The sequence below is a fragment of the Pseudohongiella acticola genome (assembly GCF_001758195.1).
Taxonomy (GTDB): Bacteria; Pseudomonadota; Gammaproteobacteria; order Pseudomonadales; family Pseudohongiellaceae; genus Pseudohongiella; species Pseudohongiella acticola.
The window spans coordinates 1,616,170-1,636,705 of sequence record NZ_MASR01000001.1 but is presented as its reverse complement, the minus strand read 5'-3'; the positions used below and the strand labels follow the sequence as shown (position 1 = coordinate 1,636,705).

Annotated in this window: 11 protein-coding genes; 10 read left to right on the top strand and 1 reads right to left on the bottom strand. The window is 55.6% G+C overall.

Features of this window, described 5'->3' with window-relative positions:
- Positions 1–35 precede the first annotated feature (35 nt).
- The 9 genes from PHACT_RS06880 (at position 36) to PHACT_RS06840 (ending at position 8,829) form a co-directional block, all read left to right on the top strand.
- On the top strand, positions 36–1,337 hold the full coding sequence (locus tag PHACT_RS06880) for a hypothetical protein (RefSeq protein WP_070116508.1): 1,302 nt from the start codon (positions 36–38) through the stop codon (positions 1,335–1,337).
- Between the two features lie 12 nt (positions 1,338–1,349).
- Positions 1,350–3,137, top strand: a complete 1,788-nt coding sequence (locus tag PHACT_RS06875) for a GspE/PulE family protein (RefSeq protein ID WP_070116507.1) — start codon at positions 1,350–1,352, stop codon at positions 3,135–3,137.
- Positions 3,138–3,140: 3 nt separating this feature from the next.
- Positions 3,141–4,442, top strand: a complete 1,302-nt coding sequence (locus PHACT_RS06870) for a type II secretion system F family protein (protein WP_070116506.1) — start codon at positions 3,141–3,143, stop codon at positions 4,440–4,442.
- A gap of 18 nt (positions 4,443–4,460) precedes the next feature.
- Positions 4,461–5,108 (top strand): prepilin-type N-terminal cleavage/methylation domain-containing protein, encoded by a 648-nt coding sequence (locus PHACT_RS06865; RefSeq protein WP_070116505.1) that lies wholly within the window; start codon positions 4,461–4,463, stop codon positions 5,106–5,108.
- 356 nt (positions 5,109–5,464) lie between these two features.
- A complete protein-coding gene (locus PHACT_RS16615; protein ID WP_070116504.1) occupies positions 5,465–6,280 on the top strand; it encodes a type II secretion system protein in 816 nt (271 codons plus the stop codon).
- A gap of 152 nt (positions 6,281–6,432) precedes the next feature.
- The gene (locus PHACT_RS06855; RefSeq protein ID WP_070116503.1) at positions 6,433–6,978 is read left to right on the top strand and encodes a prepilin-type N-terminal cleavage/methylation domain-containing protein; all 546 of its coding nucleotides are present in this window, start codon (positions 6,433–6,435) and stop codon (positions 6,976–6,978) included.
- Entirely contained in the window at positions 6,971–7,558 is a 588-nt protein-coding gene (locus PHACT_RS06850; protein ID WP_070116502.1) for a type IV pilus modification PilV family protein, read from the top strand. The genes PHACT_RS06855 and PHACT_RS06850 overlap by 8 nt, the downstream gene beginning before the upstream one ends.
- Positions 7,536–8,390, top strand: coding sequence for a prepilin-type N-terminal cleavage/methylation domain-containing protein (locus PHACT_RS06845; protein ID WP_070116501.1), 855 nt, complete (start codon positions 7,536–7,538; stop codon positions 8,388–8,390). The genes PHACT_RS06850 and PHACT_RS06845 overlap by 23 nt, the downstream gene beginning before the upstream one ends.
- A gap of 22 nt (positions 8,391–8,412) precedes the next feature.
- Complete coding sequence (locus tag PHACT_RS06840; RefSeq protein WP_139141459.1) at positions 8,413–8,829, top strand: hypothetical protein; 417 nt, start codon at positions 8,413–8,415, stop codon at positions 8,827–8,829.
- Between the two features lie 42 nt (positions 8,830–8,871).
- Here PHACT_RS06840 and PHACT_RS06835 read toward each other — a convergent pair whose 3' ends face one another.
- Entirely contained in the window at positions 8,872–9,165 is a 294-nt protein-coding gene (locus PHACT_RS06835) for a hypothetical protein (protein ID WP_070116499.1), read from the bottom strand.
- Between the two features lie 289 nt (positions 9,166–9,454).
- Here PHACT_RS06835 and PHACT_RS06830 point away from each other — a divergent pair, with 289 nt between their 5' ends.
- The gene (locus PHACT_RS06830; RefSeq protein WP_139141458.1) at positions 9,455–20,467 is read left to right on the top strand and encodes a DUF6701 domain-containing protein; all 11,013 of its coding nucleotides are present in this window, start codon (positions 9,455–9,457) and stop codon (positions 20,465–20,467) included.
- Positions 20,468–20,536: the final 69 nt, after the last annotated feature.

Here is a 20,536-nt window from a genome sequence, read left to right as displayed (position 1 = left end):
TGTGGTTACCATAGCGAACAGGAAATTGGATATCTATGAGCCTGGTTAATGACATGTTGCGGGACCTGGATGTGCGCCGACGTGAAGCGCCGACCCGAGGTCTCGGCTCGGAAAAACTGGTGCCTGCCACAGAGGGGGCGTCGATACGCAGCTCGCGCGCTAAGATTGTTGCGCTGGTGGCATCAGTGGGCGTGTTGACACTGGCAGTGATTGTTTTCCTGATGGTAACGCAGGACGGCAGTAGTGGTTCGCTGGCACCCGTGCAAATCACGCCTAACGAGGAAGCGACCGAAACGATGGTTGCGGCCGACAGAACTGCAACTGCCAGCACAGCACCTGCCCGTACAGCAACTACCACAACAGCCCCGGCGCCTGACAGCACCGCAGCGGTAGCATTGACCCCGGGCGAGTCCCAGGCACGTCCAACAGCTACAACAGCTGCCGTCGCTGTTCAGGACACAGCGGCGCTGTCTGAACTGGAAGCGAGATTGGCGCGACTGGAACAGCAGAATCAGGCGCTGCGCGAGCAGGCTCAAGCGCAATCAATCCCTTCTGCGCCGGTTGAAACCGACTGGCAGCCTCAGGACTGGTCAGTTGACACCGCACCGGCGACAGCTCAGACGGCAACACGCACGCTCTCGCAGGACACGCAGGCGGCACCTGTGTCCCTGCAGCCGGACGTGACATCATCGACAGCCGCACCATTGACGGCGGGCGGCAGCAGTTCGCGGAGTCCGCGCGCCATGAGTTTCGAAGACAGCGACCGGCAACAGGTACAACTGGCATTGGAACAGTGGAGCAGTGGTCAGCGTCTGAGCGCGTTGCAGACACTGGACAGCTTCACTTTCGAAAACGCCGAGGCACATCGATCGCGAGAAACGCTGGCGAAACTGTTGATCCAGCAGGGTGAAAATGAACGGGCACTGCAGGTTGTGGATATGGGTCTGGCGATTGCGCCCCGTTTTCACGGTTATCGCAAGATCAAAGCACGGTTGTTACTGGGTCAGGGCAGTGCCGAAGACGCTTTGGCACTGCTGAATAACAGCGCACCGTCGGTCAGTGCCGACCCGGAATATCACGACCTGCTGGCGACAGCCAATCTGTCATCGCAACGATTTGACAGTGCCGTTGTCAGCTATCAGATGCTGCTGCAGCATGACGAGACGGTAGGGCGCTGGTGGTACGGTCTGGGCGCTTCCATGGATGCACAGGGGCGCACCTCGGAGGCGGCGAACGCTTACGAACGCGCGCTGCGCTCTGGCGAGCTGAGTGCCAACCTGCGGCAGAACAGCCAGCAGAGACTGCAGGCCTTGCGCCAGGCCGCCGGCCTGAACTGAACGGAGCCACACATGGCGATCAAACAGAAAATCCGCATTGGCGACCTGTTGGTGCAAAACGGTGTGATCAGTGAGGATCAGCTGCAGCAGGCGCTGGTCAAGCAGAAATCAACCGGGCTGCGCCTGGGGCGGACGCTTATCAACCTGGGATTTGTGCAGGAAGACAACTTTCTGGGTTTCCTGTCCGAACAATTGAACATCCCGTTTGTTGATCTTCGCCGTTACCGCTTTGATGCACTGGCGGTGCAAAAACTATCTGAAACCCACGCCCGCCGCTTTCGCGCCATTGTCCTGTCGGAGAAAGGCGGTGCGCTGCTGGTGGGCATGGCCGATCCGACCGACATCTACGCGTTTGATGCGCTTGAGCGCATGTTGCAGCAGCCCATCGATCAGGCTGTTGTGCGTGAAAGTGAATTACTTGCCACGTTGGACCTGGTCTATCGGCGGACCGACGAAATTGCCGGATTTGCCGAACAGCTTGATGATGAACTGACTGACGGCCAATTCGACCTGGCGTCGCTGGCACCTTCGTCCGACGACAGTGATGCACCGGTGGTAAAACTCCTGCAATCACTGTTTCAGGATGCCGTGCAGATCCGGGCCTCCGATATTCATATCGAACCCGATGAGCAGGTTTTGCGCATCCGGCAACGCATAGACGGGGTGCTGCAGGAGCAGGTGGTGAAGGAGCGACGCATTGCACCCGCGCTGGTTCTGCGTCTGAAGTTGATGTCAGGGCTGGATATTTCCGAAAAACGCCTGCCTCAGGATGGCCGTTTCAGCCTGAAGGTGAAGGAGCGCCGCATTGATGTGCGTCTGTCGACCATGCCAGTGGAGCATGGCGAGTCGGTGGTAATGCGTCTGCTGGATCAGACGGATGGTGCTGCTGATCTGGATAACGTGGGCATGCACGGCGAAATGCTGGAGCAGTTCCGCAAACTTGTGCACATGCCGCATGGCCTGATTCTGGTCACCGGTCCTACGGGCTCTGGTAAAACCACGACATTGTATGGCGCTCTGCAGGAGCTCAATGATGTTGGCAAAAAGATCATTACCGTCGAGGATCCGGTGGAATATCGCCTCAGTCGGATCAATCAGGTTCAAATCAACCCCAAGATCGGCTTGAGTTTTGCCAAGGTTCTGCGCGCTGCTCTGCGTCAGGATCCGGACATTCTGCTTGTCGGTGAGATCCGGGACCAGGAAACCGCCGAGATTGCGCTGCGTGCCGCCATGACCGGTCACCTGGTGTTGTCGACGCTGCACACCAATGACGCAGTATCCAGCGCCATGCGTCTGGTGGATATGGGTGCCGAAGGGTTCCTGGCGGCCACCGCGATTCGTGCAGTACTGGCGCAGCGACTGGTGCGACGGCTCTGTGATAACTGTTATGTGGATTACACGCCGGACAACCGCGAGCGAAGCTGGATCGCCCATGTCATGGGGTCGGGACAGACCAGTGATATAGCCCTGAAAGCAGCCAGTGGCTGCCACCGCTGCAACAACACGGGTTACCGGGGTCGTATTGGTGTCTTCGAATTACTGGTATTGAATGATGACATGGCTGATGCGTTACGCCGGTCTGATTCTTCAGCGTTCGTAAAAGCGGCGCGCAAAAGTAAAGGTTATCGGCCGCTGGTGGTCAGTGCGCTGGCGGAAGCCATGAATGGCGTAACCAGCCTGGAGGAAGTCTACCGGGTAGCTGAACAGATTGATGAAGAGGGTGATTTCAAACTTGAAGAAAGTCAGCCTGTGCAGACGGTGAATGAACCGGGCACAGGCGAACAGCCCGGAGCGAATTAATTCATGCCCATGTTCCAGTACAAAGCCAGAAACGCCAGCGGTGCGCTGATTTCTGGCGCAGTTGATGCTGCAACGCTGGATGACGCGGCGGGCGAACTGCTGGGTCAGGGCATGACACCCATTGATATCAAAGCGGGTCGGGCGAGTCGTGGTCGCATTGTCACGCCTCCGGAGGCGGCAGGCCCGAGGCCTGCAACACGCAAACGGCCAGGCAATCAACCCGAACAGAGCGCAATGCAGCAGATCAATGAAGTGTTGCTGCGAAAAAAAATCGATATTACCGAACTGATCATTTTCAGTCGCCAGATGCAAAGCCTGACCAAAGCCGGTCTGCCTCTGGACCGTGCCCTGACGGGGCTGATGGGCTCCATGAAAAACCCCCGCTTCAAACAGTTGATGACGGAAGTGCTGGCCAGCCTGGAATCCGGCCAGAGTTTGTCCACGGCGCTTGGACATCACCCCAAGGTATTTTCGCCACTGTTCCTGTCACTGGTAGATGTCGGCGAGAACACCGGTCGGCTCGATCTGGCCTTTGAGCAGATCAGTCGCTACCTGGAACTGGAAAAGAACACGCGCAAACAGGTCAAGAGCGCTACCCGTTACCCGACCTTTGTGGTGATAACCATTGCGGTGGCGCTGGCCATCATCACCTACTTTGTGATTCCGGCGTTTTCGGAAACCTTTGCCCGTCTGGGGGCTGAATTGCCGCTGGAAACGCGAATCCTGATAGGAATATCGGATTTTGTCGTGCAGTGGTGGCAATTTCTGCTGGGCGCAACGGTGGCCATCATCGTTGGTTTCAAGGTGTGGGTGCGAAGTCGGCGCGGACGCCTGATCTGGGATCATCAGAAAATGAAACTTCCGCTGGCAGGGCCTGTGTTTAAACGCATCGCGTTGGCACGCTTTTCACGTACATTCTCAATGATCATGAAAGCCGGTGTGCCGATTGTGCATGGTATGGGCGTTGTTGCGGGGGCTGTGGGCAACAAGTTCGTCGCCGGTCGGGTGCTGAGAATGCGCGATGGTATCTCGCGCGGTGAATCGTTGTACAACACAGCCGTAGCGGCAGACATGTTTTCGCCGCTGGTGCTGCAGATGATTGCGGTTGGCGAGGAAAGCGGCACAATTGACCAGCTATTGGAAGAAGTGGCAGATTTTTATGACGCCGAGGTTGAGTATGATCTCAAGCGTCTTGGTGAAGTTATCGAACCCATACTGATCATGTTTATTGCCGGCATGGTACTGGTTCTGGCGCTGGGTGTGTTCCTGCCCATCTGGGATCTCAGCAGCGCGGTAAACAACTGACACGGTCAAGGCGGATTTATGAACAAGAGCAATGGCAGCAAAGGGCCAGGTAATGCACGGCAGACAGGATTCTCACTGTTTGAGCTGGTGGTATACCTGCTGGTGTCCTCCATCCTGTTTGCCACGGTCATCAACCGCTACCGGGACTTCCCCGGTGAGGCGGAACGCGCCAATTTTACTGCGGTGTTGGCGCAACTGAAAGCCGGTGTGAACCTGCAGATGATTGACATGATTGCCCGTGGCAACTGGAGTGGACGTACCGATTCGCTGGAAGGCAGCAATCCGATGGACCTGATGCTGGAAGCGCCCAGCAACTATGTCGGTGAGTTTGCCATTGTGGAGCCACGCACCATGCCCCGGCGCGTCTGGTATTTTGATACTGGCCGTGGAGAACTGGTTTATCTGGCTGAAAACACACAGAATCTTTACGCCGTCGGTGACAATGGCAACCAGCCAAGCGACCAGATACGCTTCCGGATCAGTAGTCTGCGGGCTGAAGATGCGGCGCCCGGCGAAGGCTGGCAGGGCCTGACACTGGCACCTGTAGTGCCCTACCAGTGGCGCCGGGTACCGCTGGATATGGATGCAATAGCAGAAACACGGGCTGATGCGCAGTCGCAAGCAGAGATCCCGCAGTCTCTGGAAGGTCTGACAAGTACCCAGTAGGGGTGGGTAAAAACCGGGCACAAAGCGACATAGGTCATTGAAATATAAATATAAAATATGGATAAAAATGTGCTTTGTCAGCGAATTTGGGGCAAAACGAGGCAAAAACACCCTGATATGGCCAATTTAGGGATGATTAGGCGGTTTCAGCATAGCGATGCACCAGGACTGCTGTTAGCATGATCGCCAGCTAGAGCAAACCTGGTTTAAGTACGATTGTTAAGTTGATGACGAGCAAAGATTAGCTCGGGTTCTCTAAACCAAATCTGTCGGCATCTGCCGGCGTATTAACGAAGTAGTGATAGAAGTATCGAATGCCCGGCTAAGACGGGATCTACGATCAAAGGAGCAACAACATGCAAATGCAACGAGTGAACAAGCAACAGGGTTTCACTATCATCGAGCTGGTGGTCGTGATTCTGCTGTTGGGCATCCTGGCAGCCACAGCACTGCCACGATTTATTGATGTAACAACCCAGGCGCACGATTCTGCGTTTGAAGCAACGGCCGGTGGTTTCACCACGGGTACGGCTTTGTATCGTGCTGAGTGGGTTGCCCGCGGCCAGCCGTCAACTGATACGTCACTGGCTTCATACGATGGCCTGCTGGTAGCGCCAGGATTTGCAGCGGACTCTGCTAACTATACAGCAGCCACTGCGGCCCCTACCGCTTCTGTATATGTACAGCAAACCGCATTTTCAGGCCGTGCGAGCGGTTACCCGTATGCAACTGAAACGGTTGCCACGCTGGCGGCTTACGATTCAGATGACTGTGTAGCTGTGTTCAGCGGTATTTTGCAGACAGGTGCTCCCACGATTGCAGCTGCTACAGCTACTCTGGATGCTTCAGGCGATGCAGCAGCGGTCAGAACTGCCGTAGAAACGGCCCAAACAGCTAGCGCTGCAGACTTCCAGGCTTTCGTTCGTACCAACGTTCAGGTAAACACTGGCTTTCAGAATAACTCTGACGTTGGTGTCGCCGCGAATGCATCTGGCGCAGCCCGTAACCACCAGCAAAACGCGCCTGCCTGCATATATGCGTACTCAGCGGAATCGGAAAACAACAACCGCTTCATCCTGTACTCTCCGTGGAACGGTCGTGTAGCGAGCTACACCAGTGCTGCTGACCTGTACACAGCCATGACTACTTTCGACGGCCCTGCGGTTCCGTAAGTCTGGACATAGCGTACAAGATCATGTCAGTTAAACTGGTATGACTACGGAAATAAAAAAACGGGCGTCATAAGGCGCCCGTTTTTTTTGCTACAGATTGCAAATAGCCCGGTAATTGTGCTGTTATCGCAATCTCAGGCAGGAGCTTGTTGATGCCCAATCATAAAACACAGTCTGACGGCTTTTCCGTTATTGAGTTGGTCATTGTGATCTTTGTCATCGGCATTGTCGCCGCTGTTGCCATGACTCGAACTCTGCGCAGCGACACCTACAATGCCATTATCGCGCGTGATCAACTTGTGTCGATTGCACGCTCCGCCCAGCAGAAAGCCATCGGGCGAACTGATGTCAGCCTGCATATACAGCCAATCGGCAACAGCCTGCAATTCCGCATTGAAGACGAAACCGGCGTCGTGGAAACCATCAATACCGATTTGGCGGAAGTCATTCCTTCCGGTGATGTGAATCAGCTGGCAAGCTGCGATGTGGTGGGTGGCGGATCGGTGGTGTCACTGGCAACGCCGATGGTGCTTAATTACAATGAACTGGGTGACTTGCTTGATGGCGGCGTCACCGGCGCCCCCGGGTTTCCTGAGGATGTCAGCACTGGCGCGCGTCTGTGCATCAACAATGACCCGGCCATGTCGGTGTGTTTTTCTCCGTCCGGATTCGCTTATGTAGGGGCTTGCGTTGAATAAACCACATCAAACATTACCGGGTCGGCAGCGCGGTCTGACGCTGATTGAACTGGTAGCCGTCATCATTATTCTGGCTGTTGCCCTGGTCGGTGTGTCTGCGGCCATTTCTGGCGCCGTCTCCCGCAGCTCCGATGTGCTGCTGGAAACAAGAGCGGTGGCACTGGCGCAGAGCTATCTGGACGAGATTCTGGCCAAACGCTTTGATGAGCGCACGGCACCGCGCGGTATTCCCCCCTGTCGCAGCAATTGCACCGACGAAGTCGATTTTGGGCTTGATGGTGGCGAAACAGATCGCGAAGATTATGATGATGTTGATGATTATCATGGTCTGGACGAGGGCCTGGATCAGGCCACGCCCCTGCAGGACGCAGAAGGCATGGATCGGCTGGGCTACGACAATTTTCGTGTCCGCGTAACAGTCCGTTATTTGCAACTGGGGGTCGGTCAACCAGAAGAAGAGCTGGCCTCAGAGCCCAATGATCTGACCGATGTACAGGATGCCAAGCTGATTACCGTCACTGTTAATCATGCCTCAATGTTCAGCGAGTGGAGTTTCAGTGTCTACAAAGCCAACTATTGAAACTGGCCGCCAGCGCGGTTTTACGATAATCGAGGTGGTCATCACGATTGTGGTGTCATCGATTATAGCGATCGGCATCGTCAATTACATTGGCGACTCGGTGGAAGGGTTCGCGGCCAGTGGCAACCGCAACAAGCTGGCATCATCGGGCAGAACCGTTGTAGACAGAATAGCCCTGGAGTTACATAACGCCGTGCCTAACAGTATCCGGGTGACCACGGCACAGCCGGGCGGCGATCAGTGCCTGGAGTTCATGCCATTTACCGGCGCCAGCAGTTATCGCGATGCACCGTTTACCGGCTCCGGTGATGACACCTTTGAAGCCGTTGATTTTAATCCGACGCTCACTTACACGTCACCGGCTGAGGTTTATGCCGTCATTTATCCGATCAGCACGGAAGCCCTGTATGAGTTTGACAATCCTGGCCCGATGGCGCTGATTGATGAGCTGGAAGATACCGGTGGTGCCGATGGTGTTGTCACCGTGCGGCTTGATGCAACGCATCGCTTTACCCGGCGCTCACCGGTCGACCGCTTTTATGTCGCCCGGTCTCCGGTCAGTTTCTGCCTGGTCGGCGATCGTCTGTTTCGTTACCAGGATTATGGTATGCAGGAAATCCAGTGCACACCATCCACCCCGAGCTGCCTGGAGGCGACGGCGCCTGACCGGATTTTGATCAGTGACAGCCTGGATAATAGCGGACGAACTGCCTTCAACGTGTTGGAACCAACACTGAGGCGAAACGCCATCATAGCCATGGACCTGAGCTTTACCAGCGAGGGAGACGTGGTCAATCTGAAGCATGAGGTCTTGATGCGCAATGTGCCCTGAATACTCTGCCTTAAAGACAAACATGCCTGCGCGACAACGGGGAGTGGGGCTTCCAGCGGCGATTTTTGTCATTACGCTGATGGCCAGTATTGCTGTCGCCATCAATTTGCTGGTCTCGCAAAATGCGGAAACCTTTGAAGAGGAGTTGCGTCTGACACGCGCTTTCTACGCGGCGGAATCAGGCGCAGGCTTTGCCATGAATGCGCTGTTTCCGCCGGATGAGTTTCCGCAATATGATACCAACGCGATCTGCCCTGATAACGCAGGCAGCCCCCGCATTTACGAGTTTGCCGCTGAAGGGCTGACCCAGTGTTCGGCGGAAGTGACCTGCGAACTGGACACAACCATTGACAGTCTCAACTACTACACCATTACCAGCACAGGTATCTGTGGTGATGTCAGCCGTACGGTTCAGGTGAGAACCACGTTTGCCGAGTGAGGCGCTCATCGGCGGCGGAGGGCTGAGCCTGGCCAGGGTATCCTAGAATGTCCCGACCAGTCGGAAAATCGCGTATACCACGGCCAGCGTCAGTAATGTGGCTGAACCATACGTGACAAAATTGCTCAAACCAACCTGGGTGCGATAGGCATCAACATTGCGTGCAGCGTCGCCAGCACGATGACTGATGTCGCGCTGAAGGCGAAGTTTGTAGTTATCGAACTTCTCCACCAGTTGCCAGCCTGCCTGCGCTTCCTCATCCAGAATGGCCTTGAGATTGGCGGCTTTGGCAAAGTGTGGTGTGGTGGATTGCACGATTTTGTATTCCAGTTCCATGGTAGACCCCGTGTGGTTGGCTGATTCTGTCTGATTTCTTTTTGTATTTTGTGTTCGGGTGCACAATTTTGCAATCTAAACTGTCCTCGCATCGGGTAAATATGGGGACAATTAGTGGGCATATTGCTACTGTGAACCAATTAAGCAGTCCTTACCCGATATAATGCCCTAAGTGAATAATAAATCGTTAATTTGTTGGTAACGTTTGACTATGCGCCAAGAACGGCGAAAGGCCACCCGAGTTCAAAAAACGACCGCTGACCACGAAGCCAGTTTGTGGCGCTGGTGCGTGCGCGGCGTTTGGGCTTTGGCAGGCGTTCTGGTGGCAGCGGGTCTGGTCATTGCGCAGGTGCCGGGTCCGGTGAATGTCAGGGGCACTGGCGGCACCATCGGGCAGGTTAGCACGCCATTGATCGGGACTGGGGGCACCATCAGCACCCAGGGTGCCTACACGGTACACGTATTCAACAGCAACGGGACTTTTACTCCTCCGTCCGGGTTGAGCAGTCTGGACGTGCTCATTGTGGGTGGCGGTGGCGGTGGCGGCAGCACCTATGGCGGCGGCGGCGGTGGCGGCGGGGTGCGTGCGTTGACTAACGTTACTGTCAATCAGCCTTCCTATGCCGTTGTCGTTGGCGCAGGCGGTGCAGGCGGTGCCGCCATTTCTACGACTAATGACACTTCTGGCAATGGTCAAAATGGTGGCAATTCCTCCTTTGGTGCCGAAGTATCACTGGGTGGCGGCTATGGTCAGGGTGGGGCTCAAAGCACGGCGGGCGGTGGCAATGGCGGCTCTGGTGGTGGTGGTGGCGGCACGACAGCAAATGCTCCAAGGCCAGCGGGTAACGGCACTGCAGGGCAGGGATCCAATGGTGGTGCGGGCAGTTCGTCTACAACCGCCGCCAACCGTGCTGGCGGTGGCGGCGGTGGTGCCGGTGCGGCGGGTAGTGCGGGTACTGACAATGCCGGTGGTAACGGTGGTGCGGGCCTTGATTTTAGCGCAGTCGTTGGCACCGGTGTCGGTCAGGCTGGCTGGTTCGGTGGCGGTGGCGGTGGCGGTAAGCGTAATGGTGGTGGCACCGCCGGCACGGGAGGCCAGGGCGGCGGTGGCGCTGGCGGTCCGCCTTCATCACCCGGCACCGCAACTGCGGGCCAGGCCAATACCGGTGGCGGCGGTGGCGGTTCCGGTAATAACGGCGGCACCCCAGGCGCCAACGGTGGCAGCGGCATCGTGATCGTGCGTTATATCGCCCCAACGCAAACCTTTATCACCCATACTTTTACGTCTTCGGGTACGTTCAACCGTCCGCCAGGTGTCTCTCAGGTGGATGTGCTGGTGGTCGCCGGTGGCGGGGGTGGTGGTACTTCCCGTGCGTTCTCGACAGCGGGCGCGGGCGGCGGCGGTGCAGGCGGCCTGGTGTACAGGACCGGTTTTGCCGTCGGCAGTTCGGTTGCGGTCACTGTAGGTGCCGGCGGTGCTGGCGGTCCGGGGACCGGGCATGCCAATGGTATTAATGGCGGCAATTCCGTGTTTGGCAGTTTGACTGCACTGGGCGGCGGCGGCGGCGCCGGTGGCAATGCGCAGGGTAGCAGCGGCGGTTCTGGTGGCGGTTCACGCGGCAATAATGGTGGTGTTGCAACACAACCGGGGGCAGCAACGACCGGTTTCGGTTTTCGTGGCGGCAACATGCCCGGCTCACCTGGTGGCGCACCTGCAACCGGGGGCGGTGGCGCTGGCGGCGCCGGTCAGGATATCCCGGGCAATGCCAATGAAAATGGCGGCCAGGGTGGTGTTGGTCTGCAATACAGTATCAGCGGCACACCGACTTTTTATGCCGGTGGTGGTGGCGGTGGTGCTTCACAGAACTCGTCCAATCCGGGTGCCGGTGGTCAGGGCGGTGGCGGTGCCGGTGGTCGTAACGACACACCTGCTACTGCAGGTACCGCCAACAGGGGCGGCGGTGGTGGTGGCGGTAATAACTCGATCAACGGTGCTGCGGGTGGCTCGGGTATTGTTATCGTTCGTTATGCCCCGCCCAGGTTGACCATGGACGTGCAGCCGTCAACGACAGCGCAGAGTGGCGAGGCATTTGCCACGGCGCCAAGAGTTGTGCTGAGAGACGCCAGCAACAACCCGGTACAGAATGCGACAGTCAATGTTGCCATCGCCAGCGGTGGCGGCACCCTGGGTGGTACAACAGCCGTTCAGACCAATGCCAGTGGCCAGGCGATTTTTAACGGCCTCAGCATTACCGGTACAACCGGCAACCGGACGCTCAGTTTCACCGTCAATGGCACCACAGGCTCTGTGGTCTCCAACAATATTGAGATCATAGCCGGGCCACATTTTGAAATCGAGCATGCCGCCCTCAGCAGCACCTGTTCGCCATTTACCGTAATCACGATCAATGTTGTGGACTCATCCGGTGACCCGGTAACGGACTTTGAAGGCACAGTGACCATCACCAATGATGCCAATAATGGTGATTATGATGTGGTATCGGGTTTCCCGGGCAATTTCACCAACCTGGGCAATGGCTCGGCGACCTATGAGTTCATCAGCACTGACACCGGTACCGTAGATCTGGAGTTTTATACAACCACTGCCAACGCGAGTCTGTCGTTTGATGCTAACTCCGGTTCCATTGAAACGGAGAACTATGGTCCACCGCTGGAGATCGGGCAGTGTTCCTTCACTGTATCTCACAATATTCAGGGTGGTGTCTGTGCTGCGTCACCGATCACGTTTGCCGTGCTTGGCGCAGACGATCAGCCCTTGCTCGATTACGTTGGTGAAGTCACCATCAGCAGCTCGCCCGGAACAGGTAACTGGAGCAATACCTTTGGCGCACAAGGGCAGTTCAGTAACGGCGCCGTGGGCGATGGCATCGCGACCTACACCTTTGATGAGGACGATGACGGTGAGGTGACACTGGGTTATACCAATGTCGCCGGCAATTACACATTCAATATCACGTCTGAAGACGGTGATGTGGCCACCATCAGCGACGATGATGGTCAGCTGACCGTGAGTGCCTGTTCGTTCCGTATCTTCCTGCCGGGTGATGTCACTGCGCTGGACTCCAGTGTGTGTCGCGTGGAAGAAGTTCGTATTCGTGTGGTCAATGCGTCTGCAACGGTCATTCCCTATACCGGCACCATCAACCTGAGTACGGTGGGCATTACCACAGGCGACTGGAGTAAGACAGGTGTCGCTGCGGATGCATTTGGCGCCCTGACTTCGGGTCCGGGAGATGGTAGTGCCTCTTATTCCTTCCAGTTGACAGACGAAGGTGAAATTACCCTGGATTTTGCTGTCGAGACGGATGCGACCATCAATTTTAATATTGTCGCGGCTAACGTTGCACAGCCCTCAGGCAACTTTGATCCGACCATTGACTACGAAAATTGCGTATTCAGAATTGAATTCCCTGATGGTAACGACTCGGATGTATGTTCGATAGCCCAGGTTGATATCACCATTGTTGATCGTGATGGCGATGCTGTTGACGATTATGAAGGACAGGTAGAACTGAGCACATCAACCGGATTTGGCAGCTGGGAAGATATCAGTCTGTCTGACGGTACGCTGAGCGATGCGTTTGCCGAAGATGGTTTTGCCACCTATGAATTCGAGGACACCGATGACGGTACGATTTCTCTCGGTTTCCGGCATCGTCGTGGCAGTGGCCCGGTAAATATAAACATCACGGACGATGTCAATCAGGATGCAGGCAACAGTGCAAACATGTATGACCAGAATCTTGAAATAGAGCTGTGTACTTTCGAGATTATTTTGCCGGAAGCGGAAAGCAACGCCTGTAGCATCACACAGGTGCAGTTTACCGTTCGTGACCGTGACGCCCAAATCGCATCGGACTTTGAAGGCGTCATGCGCATCACCAACAACGTTGGTCGCGGTGACTGGTATGAAAACGGCGGCAGTTATGATGCGTTGCCGGCGCCTTCGGGTGCCGATGCCGGTGTCGCGGACTATACCTTCTCTGGTAGCGGGCAGGTAACGCTGGTGTTCAGCAGTGCGTCGCCGGCACAGTACAATTTTGATGTGGTGGATGATGAAGGGCTCATCGTTGAGGCAACATCCGCGGATCCAACCCTGTTTTATACTGGCTGTTTCCCGGAGATATTCGCCGGGCCGGTTTGCACAGACCAGGGTGGTCAGGGTAACAGTGGACTGCCGACCAATGAGGCAAGTATTGCCATCCCGGCTGCCAGCCCGATAGCGGGGACAGACTCCCGTATGGTGTTGATGACCACGCACCAGATCGAGAATCGTGCCAGTGTCAACACCGGCACGTCAGCGACATTCGATGGTGACGCAATGGCGGTGATCAAGCGTCAGTTCAATAATGAAGGTCCGTATTCACTCGATGTCGCCGTGGAAATGTGGGCAATTTTTGGTGACGACCTGCCGACGGGTGCCGGAACATTTGACGGTGTCTTCAACGGCGGCGCTGCTGGTACCAGTACCACAATCTGTCTGACCAGTGTCATTGGTGTGGCTCAGGAAATCCCTGTGGAAGCAGCTAACCCTGCGACCGGCCCGCTCAATGGAACGAATTACAGTGAAGCTGTGAATGGCACCACTTTCAGGCATGACGCGACCACAACAATTACGACACAGGCTAATAATTCTTTCATTTTTAGCGCCACCGCCAACGACACCTATGGTAATCCGGCTAACTCTTTGTATCACTATCTTGCAGCGCAACCGTCACCTTTGGTGGGCGTGTGGGGCGGTTATGACACCGGGCAAACAAACCCGCCGCCAAGAGTAGCAGAATTACAGTCGAGACCGGCCAATGGGTACTCGGGTGGATCCGCTGGTGTGTTAAGTTCGTTGGGCGTTATTACGGTCGTGGAGCCATTTAACGCCGGCGGTAACATCGATACAAACGTTGATCCAACGATCAATGCGCATATCGTTGCGGCATTCAAGCCGCGAGTAGAAGGCGTGCCGCTGGCGGAAGATTTTGAGCCGGTGATTCTTTACAAAACCTATTCCGGCGCTATCAGTTACAGGGCGATTGGTGCTTCTCTGCGCAACCAGGCTTCCAATCCGGCTGTTAATGGTGCTGTAGACTGTTCATTCGTCGATTTCTCAGTCGGTACCGAAGCGGAACTGGATATGCCGCCCAGTTCCAGTGTCCGGGCCGCGTACTTGTATTGGGCGGGCCAGGGCAGTCCGGCACAGGTGGACGATACCGTGACATTCGGCCGTGACGGTGATCCCGAGTTTCAGATTGTTGCTGACGAAATTTTTAATATTATTGGTACATCAACGGCAGAAGTGGACTTTTTTGCCGGCTATGCTGATGTCACAGAGCTGGTTACCCAAAACGGTGACTACCGGGTGAGTGATTTTGCCGTGTCCAATACCGGTGACTGGGATAATAACGCGACCTGCGCGGCCGGTTGGTCTCTGGTTGTTGTTTACGACAATGATGATGAACAATTGCGGGTGGTTAACCTGTTCCATGGCTTTCAACCCTTCCAGTGGGCTTCGTTCACCTTGGTGCCACGGAATTTCAGAATGGCGACCTATGACGAAGATCGATACCTTCCTAATGGCCAGGTCACCCACTTTACGCTTGAAGGCGATGAGACGCTGAACAATGGCGACGAGTCTCTGGGCATTCAGGATGCGCCGGATTCGGTCGTGTTCAACAATATGTCGCAGGAACACACCAACAGCTATAACCCCATCAACAATGAATTTAACGGTACCATCACGCGCCCCATCTTTGAGCTGTATGACAATGGCGTTGATCCACCCTTCTATTCCTGGATTGGAAAAAATGAGCCGCCGGGAATAATTACAAATAGCCAGAATGACGATGGTTATGAAATTGACTTTCCTGGCCCGGATGCACAGCTCTCGGGTCGTAGCGGCGATCGAATCGGCAGCAGTTACGGTGTCGACATCGATACCCATTATCTGGGTAACGAAACACTGTTTGATTTTTCCCAGCCCAATAATGAGGCTGAGCGCATCACTACGCGCTACAGCTCCGGTCAGGATCTGGTGATGCTGGTATCGGAAATTATCAGTGTTACCAATTTCCCGATTGCCGACATTGAAGTTTTCCTCAGTCAAAGCGGTGACTTCAAAGTCAACGGCGACGGCAGCTACCAGATAACGGTGACCAATAACGGTAACGGCACGTCGACTGGCGGAGATGCCACTGGCGTGGTCACAGTGGCGATGCAACTGCCGGCAGGTATGACATTTGCCAATGCCGGTCAGGTCGTGGGTACCGGCTGGTCCTGTAATGTCACGCTGGCGCCGTCCGATGGTGCATTTACCTGCACCTATGATATTGGCAACGTGACCCCGCTGGCATCGGGCGCAGACTTGCCTGTGATTGATATCGATGTGGACCTGAGTGGTCCTGATGTGTTCACGTTGAACCAGAACAATCGCACGGTGACAGCCCGTGGCGTCCATACCGGAGGCAACTGCACGCCCACCACAACCGGTCTGGTGCCACTGGAAAGTACCTGTGATCGCTCACCGCAGTTTGATAACAAATACGACTTACAGGGCGGCGCCATAAACCCGAACACGGTAACTGCGAAAACTGACAGCAATAACAATGTCGCCAGTGTGATCTCCACCGTGCAGGGTATTCGTACCGATCTGCGTATCGTCAAGACTCTGGTTGATTCACTTGAAGTTGATCAGCCCGGTCAGTACCAATTGGTGGTGACCAATCTGGGGCCTGATGACACCACCGTGCCCTTTACCCTGTCTGATGTCCAGCCGTCGGGCGTTACCTTTACCGGTTTCAGCAGCACTGACACGGAGTGGAGTTGCAGCACACTGACACCGACACTGAATTGTGAATTTGACGGCGAACTGGCGCTCAATGAAAGCACGACATTGCTGCTTGATGTATTGGTCACTGGCAGTGCCCGGACCAATGTGGTCAACACGGCGCAGGTGGTTGCTGGTGACGGCAACTTCGATAATTTCCAGAGCAACAATACGTCTACCAACAGTAGCACGATTGTTGGCCCGCCAGTTGCGGGTCAGGAACGGTTCCTGTTGTCGGTATCAACGCCCGGCAACGATACATCAATTGGCGGCCTGAACAATTTTGAAAACCATGACCTGATCATCTATGACCCACAGACCGATGAGGCGGTGATGTTCTTCGATGACAGCGTGAGCAATGGCAGCCGCATCGATGATATCAATGCGGTGCACTTGCTGAAGAATGGTCACATCATTTTGTCCGCGAATGGCAGCAGTGTCATTGGTACCAACAATCTGGCGTTTGAACCCTGGGACCTGGTGCGCTACGACCCGATTACCGGCGAGGCGTTCATGTTCCTGCAGGGTTCAACGGTGTTTGATAATTTCGCCTCCGTTAACATCAATGGCGTCTACATCAATGATGATTGTCCAGCCAGTGCGAACCATTCTGAATGCACCGTGTTGCTGTCCACGACCGGCGGGGCAACCACGAGTTTCGACAGCCTGTCGTTTACGTCGTCAGACATCATTGCGCTGGACCGCAGCGGCGCCAATGTGACCGCGTCTGTTTATCTGGAGGGCAGTGACGACGATGTCTTTGGTGCCACAGAGGGCAACGGCAATGTCGATCTGGATGCCTTCTACGTACGCGTAGATCCCAATGACCCGACAGCAACCATAGATACGCTGGCGCTGTCTGTGGACAACGAAACCGCGATCATCGGTGATGATCCGGCCATGGACCCGGTGGATGGCACCGTTGTCACCCGTGATGACGTTACCCAGTTGAATCGTACCGACAATACTACCGAGAATCTGTTCCTGGGTGACCAGGAGCTGGGCGTATTTACGCCAGACGTGTTGGCTCAACCGACTGCCGCTGAGCGGCGCCTTGATGCCCTGCACCTTGTGGAAGACGGCTATCATGGTCACTTCAGTGTCAGAGTAGTACAGGCGGGCAGTGTATGCGCTTTTGCTCTGGTGCGGATCAGCAAACATGACGGACTGACACACGACCGTGACACCGATTACTACGGTTCTGTGCGACTTGCCACCAGTACCGGCGTGGGCAACTGGTCTGAACACACAGGGGTCATGGGCTCACTCAACAATGGCACGCTGGATGATGGCGCGGCAGTCTATCGTTTCGACCCGGATGATAACGGCACCGTAGTCTTGCGGCTGAGTTATGATGAGACGGCGACTATCAAAATTACCGCCACTAACGGCATCGCCAGTGTGCTGGCCAGTGAAAGTCCCAACTTTGTCTTTAACGACGAGTTGACTGAAATCACCTGGGAAGACCTGTTCAACACGGTGTCCTACAGCCGTAATGACGGTACCCGTAACTGGACTGGTGACTGGACTGAAGTCGACGGCGAAAGTGCGGCAATTGTTGCCAGTCCCGCAACTGGCAATGTCAGGGTAATCAATGATGTCAACAACATTCCGGGGCATCAGAAGTTGCGCCTGCGCTCGAATAATTACGCCATTAATAACAGCATTGAGCCTTCGTTGATGCGTACCTTTAACCTGGCGTCAGTGCCGGCCACGGAAGCTGTCGTGCTGAGCTTTAACTACAATTTTACCGGTGTTGCCCCGACAGACCAGGTGGTTGTTGAGGCGCGAGGCACCAGCACTGGGAACCCGGCGTGGACGCAACTGGCGTCGTACACCAGCGCCAGTGCAAGCGGTAGTGGTATGGCATCGTTGAACCTGACCACGGCATTGGGCGGCAATCCCAATCTGAGCACAACGTCTCAGATCCGGTTCCGGATTGCCAATGGGTATGCAGTCACCGGTCGTTTCTTTATCGACAACGTGAAAATAGCGACTGCCACGGATGAGTGTGGCTACACTGGCTCGGGTTCGCTGAATCACTATGCCATCTCGCACAGCGGCTTTGGTATTTCCTGCGTCGGAACCCCCATTACCATTACCGCGCATGACGCAGCCGACGGCGACATCAGCGCCAACGGTGAGACCATTAATATCAGTGTTTCACCGGCCAAAGGGGTCTGGGCCCGGGTGCTTAACGGTGGCGGTACACTGACACCGATAGCCAGCCAGACCGACAATGGTGTTGCCACTTATGCCTTCCCGCAAGGCGAAGAATCAGTCAGCCTGTTGTTGAATTACACCGTGCCGGCTGGCGCCATGACACCGGTCAATATCAGTGTTCAGGGCCAGACCAGCACGGCAACGGAGGACTCGAGTGAAGACCCGACCTTGCAGATAGCCGAAGCCGGCCTGGTGTTCTACAACGAAACCCAGGACAACTACACTATCGGCACACAGATTGCCGGCAAGCCTTCCAATGTTGCACCGCTGGGGCATCTGTTGACCGTGCAGGGTGTCAGAAGCTCGGATCAGGACCCGATGCAGTGTGTGCCGCTGTTTGACGCGGGACAGACCTTGCCGATCGAAATTGCTGCAGAGTGTAATGACAATGACAGTTGCGTCAGTGGAGAGAGCTTCACTGTTAACGGAGAGGCGGTCGCACTGGTGGATGACAACGGCGGCGCTGGTGCCTCGGCCTATACTGAGGTTGAACTGGATTTCATCACGCAGCCATCTGGTGATATCGGAGCCACCATTGAGTTGAATTATTCTGATGTGGGCCGCATGCAGCTGCACAGCCGTTACAATATTCCCTTTGGTTTCTTTGGTGACACCTTGCCTGATGACCCGCTGAACCCACCGGGCGTTTCCAACGACTACATGACCGGCATCAGTAACCTGTTTGTGGTTCGGCCTTTCGGTTTTGCCATCGACTTCCCGGGTGACGAAGGGCTGGATCGTGCCGACAGTCAGCCGGCGGACAACTTCCCGGATCGTGCCGGCAATACCGCTGATTCTCTGGCGACTGATTCGGACGGGAATGTGTTTGTTTACGCCGGTGAAGGTTTTGATACGCTGGTGACCGCCATGGCTTGGCAGGCAGTCGATGATGATGCCGATCAGGATGGCCAGCCCGACGTCGGTGCAAATCTTTATGACAACCGGCCAACACCCAATTTCTATTATGACTCCGATGGACAGGCAGATGACTATAGAGTCCGATTGACGGTGCTGGAGAATCAGGCCGAAGCGCTTGGCGGTGTGCGGGGTTCCCTGACCAGCGATACGCTGACCTTTAACAACTTCGACAATTACAGTGCCATTGAAGGCACCGGTAGTGCCAGTATCAGTTACAACGAAGTGGGCATTATCGACATGCAGGCAGAACTGGTGGATAGCGGCAACAATGCGCTGGCCTATCTTGGCACCGATGTCATACGGGGGGTGGTCAACGATGTTGGGCGCTTCTATCCGCGCCGCTTTGACGTAGTGACCACGGCGCTGTTGCCGCGAGTCGCAGCCAGTTGCGTGCCGCCGTCTCTGTTCACGTATATGGACGAACCTTTTGGCATAGAGCTGGATCTGGTGGCGCGTAATATTCAGGGCGCAACGACAGTGAATTATCGCGGTGGTTTTGCCAAACTGGCCACCTACGCTCAGCTCAATTTCCGGGCCATTGAAGAGGTCGCAAGCGCGGACAACAACGACTTGAGTGCGCGTCTGGACAATATCTCAATACCTGCAAATTATCAGGCGACCTGGTCCAGCGTTCAGGGCGGCGAACTGGCACTGGAAGGTAATCTGGCGTTCAGTCGAGCCGATCCGGCCGTGCCCGATGGCCCCTTCGAGGATACGCTGATTGCCTTTGTGCCTATCGACAGTGACGGTGTGACGCTGGATCCGGGTGATCTGGATACTGAAATCACCGAGGCAACGCCGGAGTACAATCTGATTGCCGAGCATGATTTCCGTTACGGACGCCTGCTTATCAACAATGCCTTTGGGCCGGAAACGGAAGATCTGGCTATCACCTTCCGGGTCGAATACTTCGATGGTGAGCGCTTTGTGGTGAATACGGATGACAGTTGTACCATCATTGATGCGGACGAATTGACGCTGGTGCCTGGTACGTATACTGGCAATCTGGATGACGGCGAGACTGAAATTGTGACGCCGCAGACCACTGAATTCCATAACGGCCAGGTACAGGGCGTTGAAAGTGGCACCAACCCCAGTGATGAAACCTTTACCGCAACAGCGGCAGGTGAAGGCAACAGTGGCACGGTAGACGTCGAGCTTGACCTGGATGAGTTGGGGCTGCCGTTCCTGCAATTCCGCTGGCCGGAAATTGATGCGGATTATGATGAAAACCCGCGTGCGCAGCTGGAGTTTGGTCAATTCCGCAGCCATGACCGGGTGATCCACTGGCAGGAAATTTACAACGGCCCGACACCACCCTGACGGCCGTTGATTGACGCCGAGCCACTGGCCCTGACAGGAGTCATGGGGTTGATGTGGCCCCGCCCACAT

Bases quoted from the DNA above. Each gene is read 5' to 3' on its own strand.
- PHACT_RS06835 (WP_070116499.1), bottom strand. From the start codon at position 9,165: ATGGAACTGGAATACAAAATCGTGCAATCCACCACACCACACTTTGCC.
- PHACT_RS06870 (WP_070116506.1), top strand. From the start codon at position 3,141: ATGCCCATGTTCCAGTACAAAGCCAGAAACGCCAGCGGTGCGCTGATT.
- PHACT_RS06840 (WP_139141459.1), top strand. From the start codon at position 8,413: ATGCCTGCGCGACAACGGGGAGTGGGGCTTCCAGCGGCGATTTTTGTC.
- PHACT_RS06875 (WP_070116507.1), top strand. From the start codon at position 1,350: ATGGCGATCAAACAGAAAATCCGCATTGGCGACCTGTTGGTGCAAAAC.
- PHACT_RS16615 (WP_070116504.1), top strand. From the start codon at position 5,465: ATGCAAATGCAACGAGTGAACAAGCAACAGGGTTTCACTATCATCGAG.
- PHACT_RS06880 (WP_070116508.1), top strand. From the start codon at position 36: ATGAGCCTGGTTAATGACATGTTGCGGGACCTGGATGTGCGCCGACGT.
- PHACT_RS06855 (WP_070116503.1), top strand. From the start codon at position 6,433: ATGCCCAATCATAAAACACAGTCTGACGGCTTTTCCGTTATTGAGTTG.
- PHACT_RS06865 (WP_070116505.1), top strand. From the start codon at position 4,461: ATGAACAAGAGCAATGGCAGCAAAGGGCCAGGTAATGCACGGCAGACA.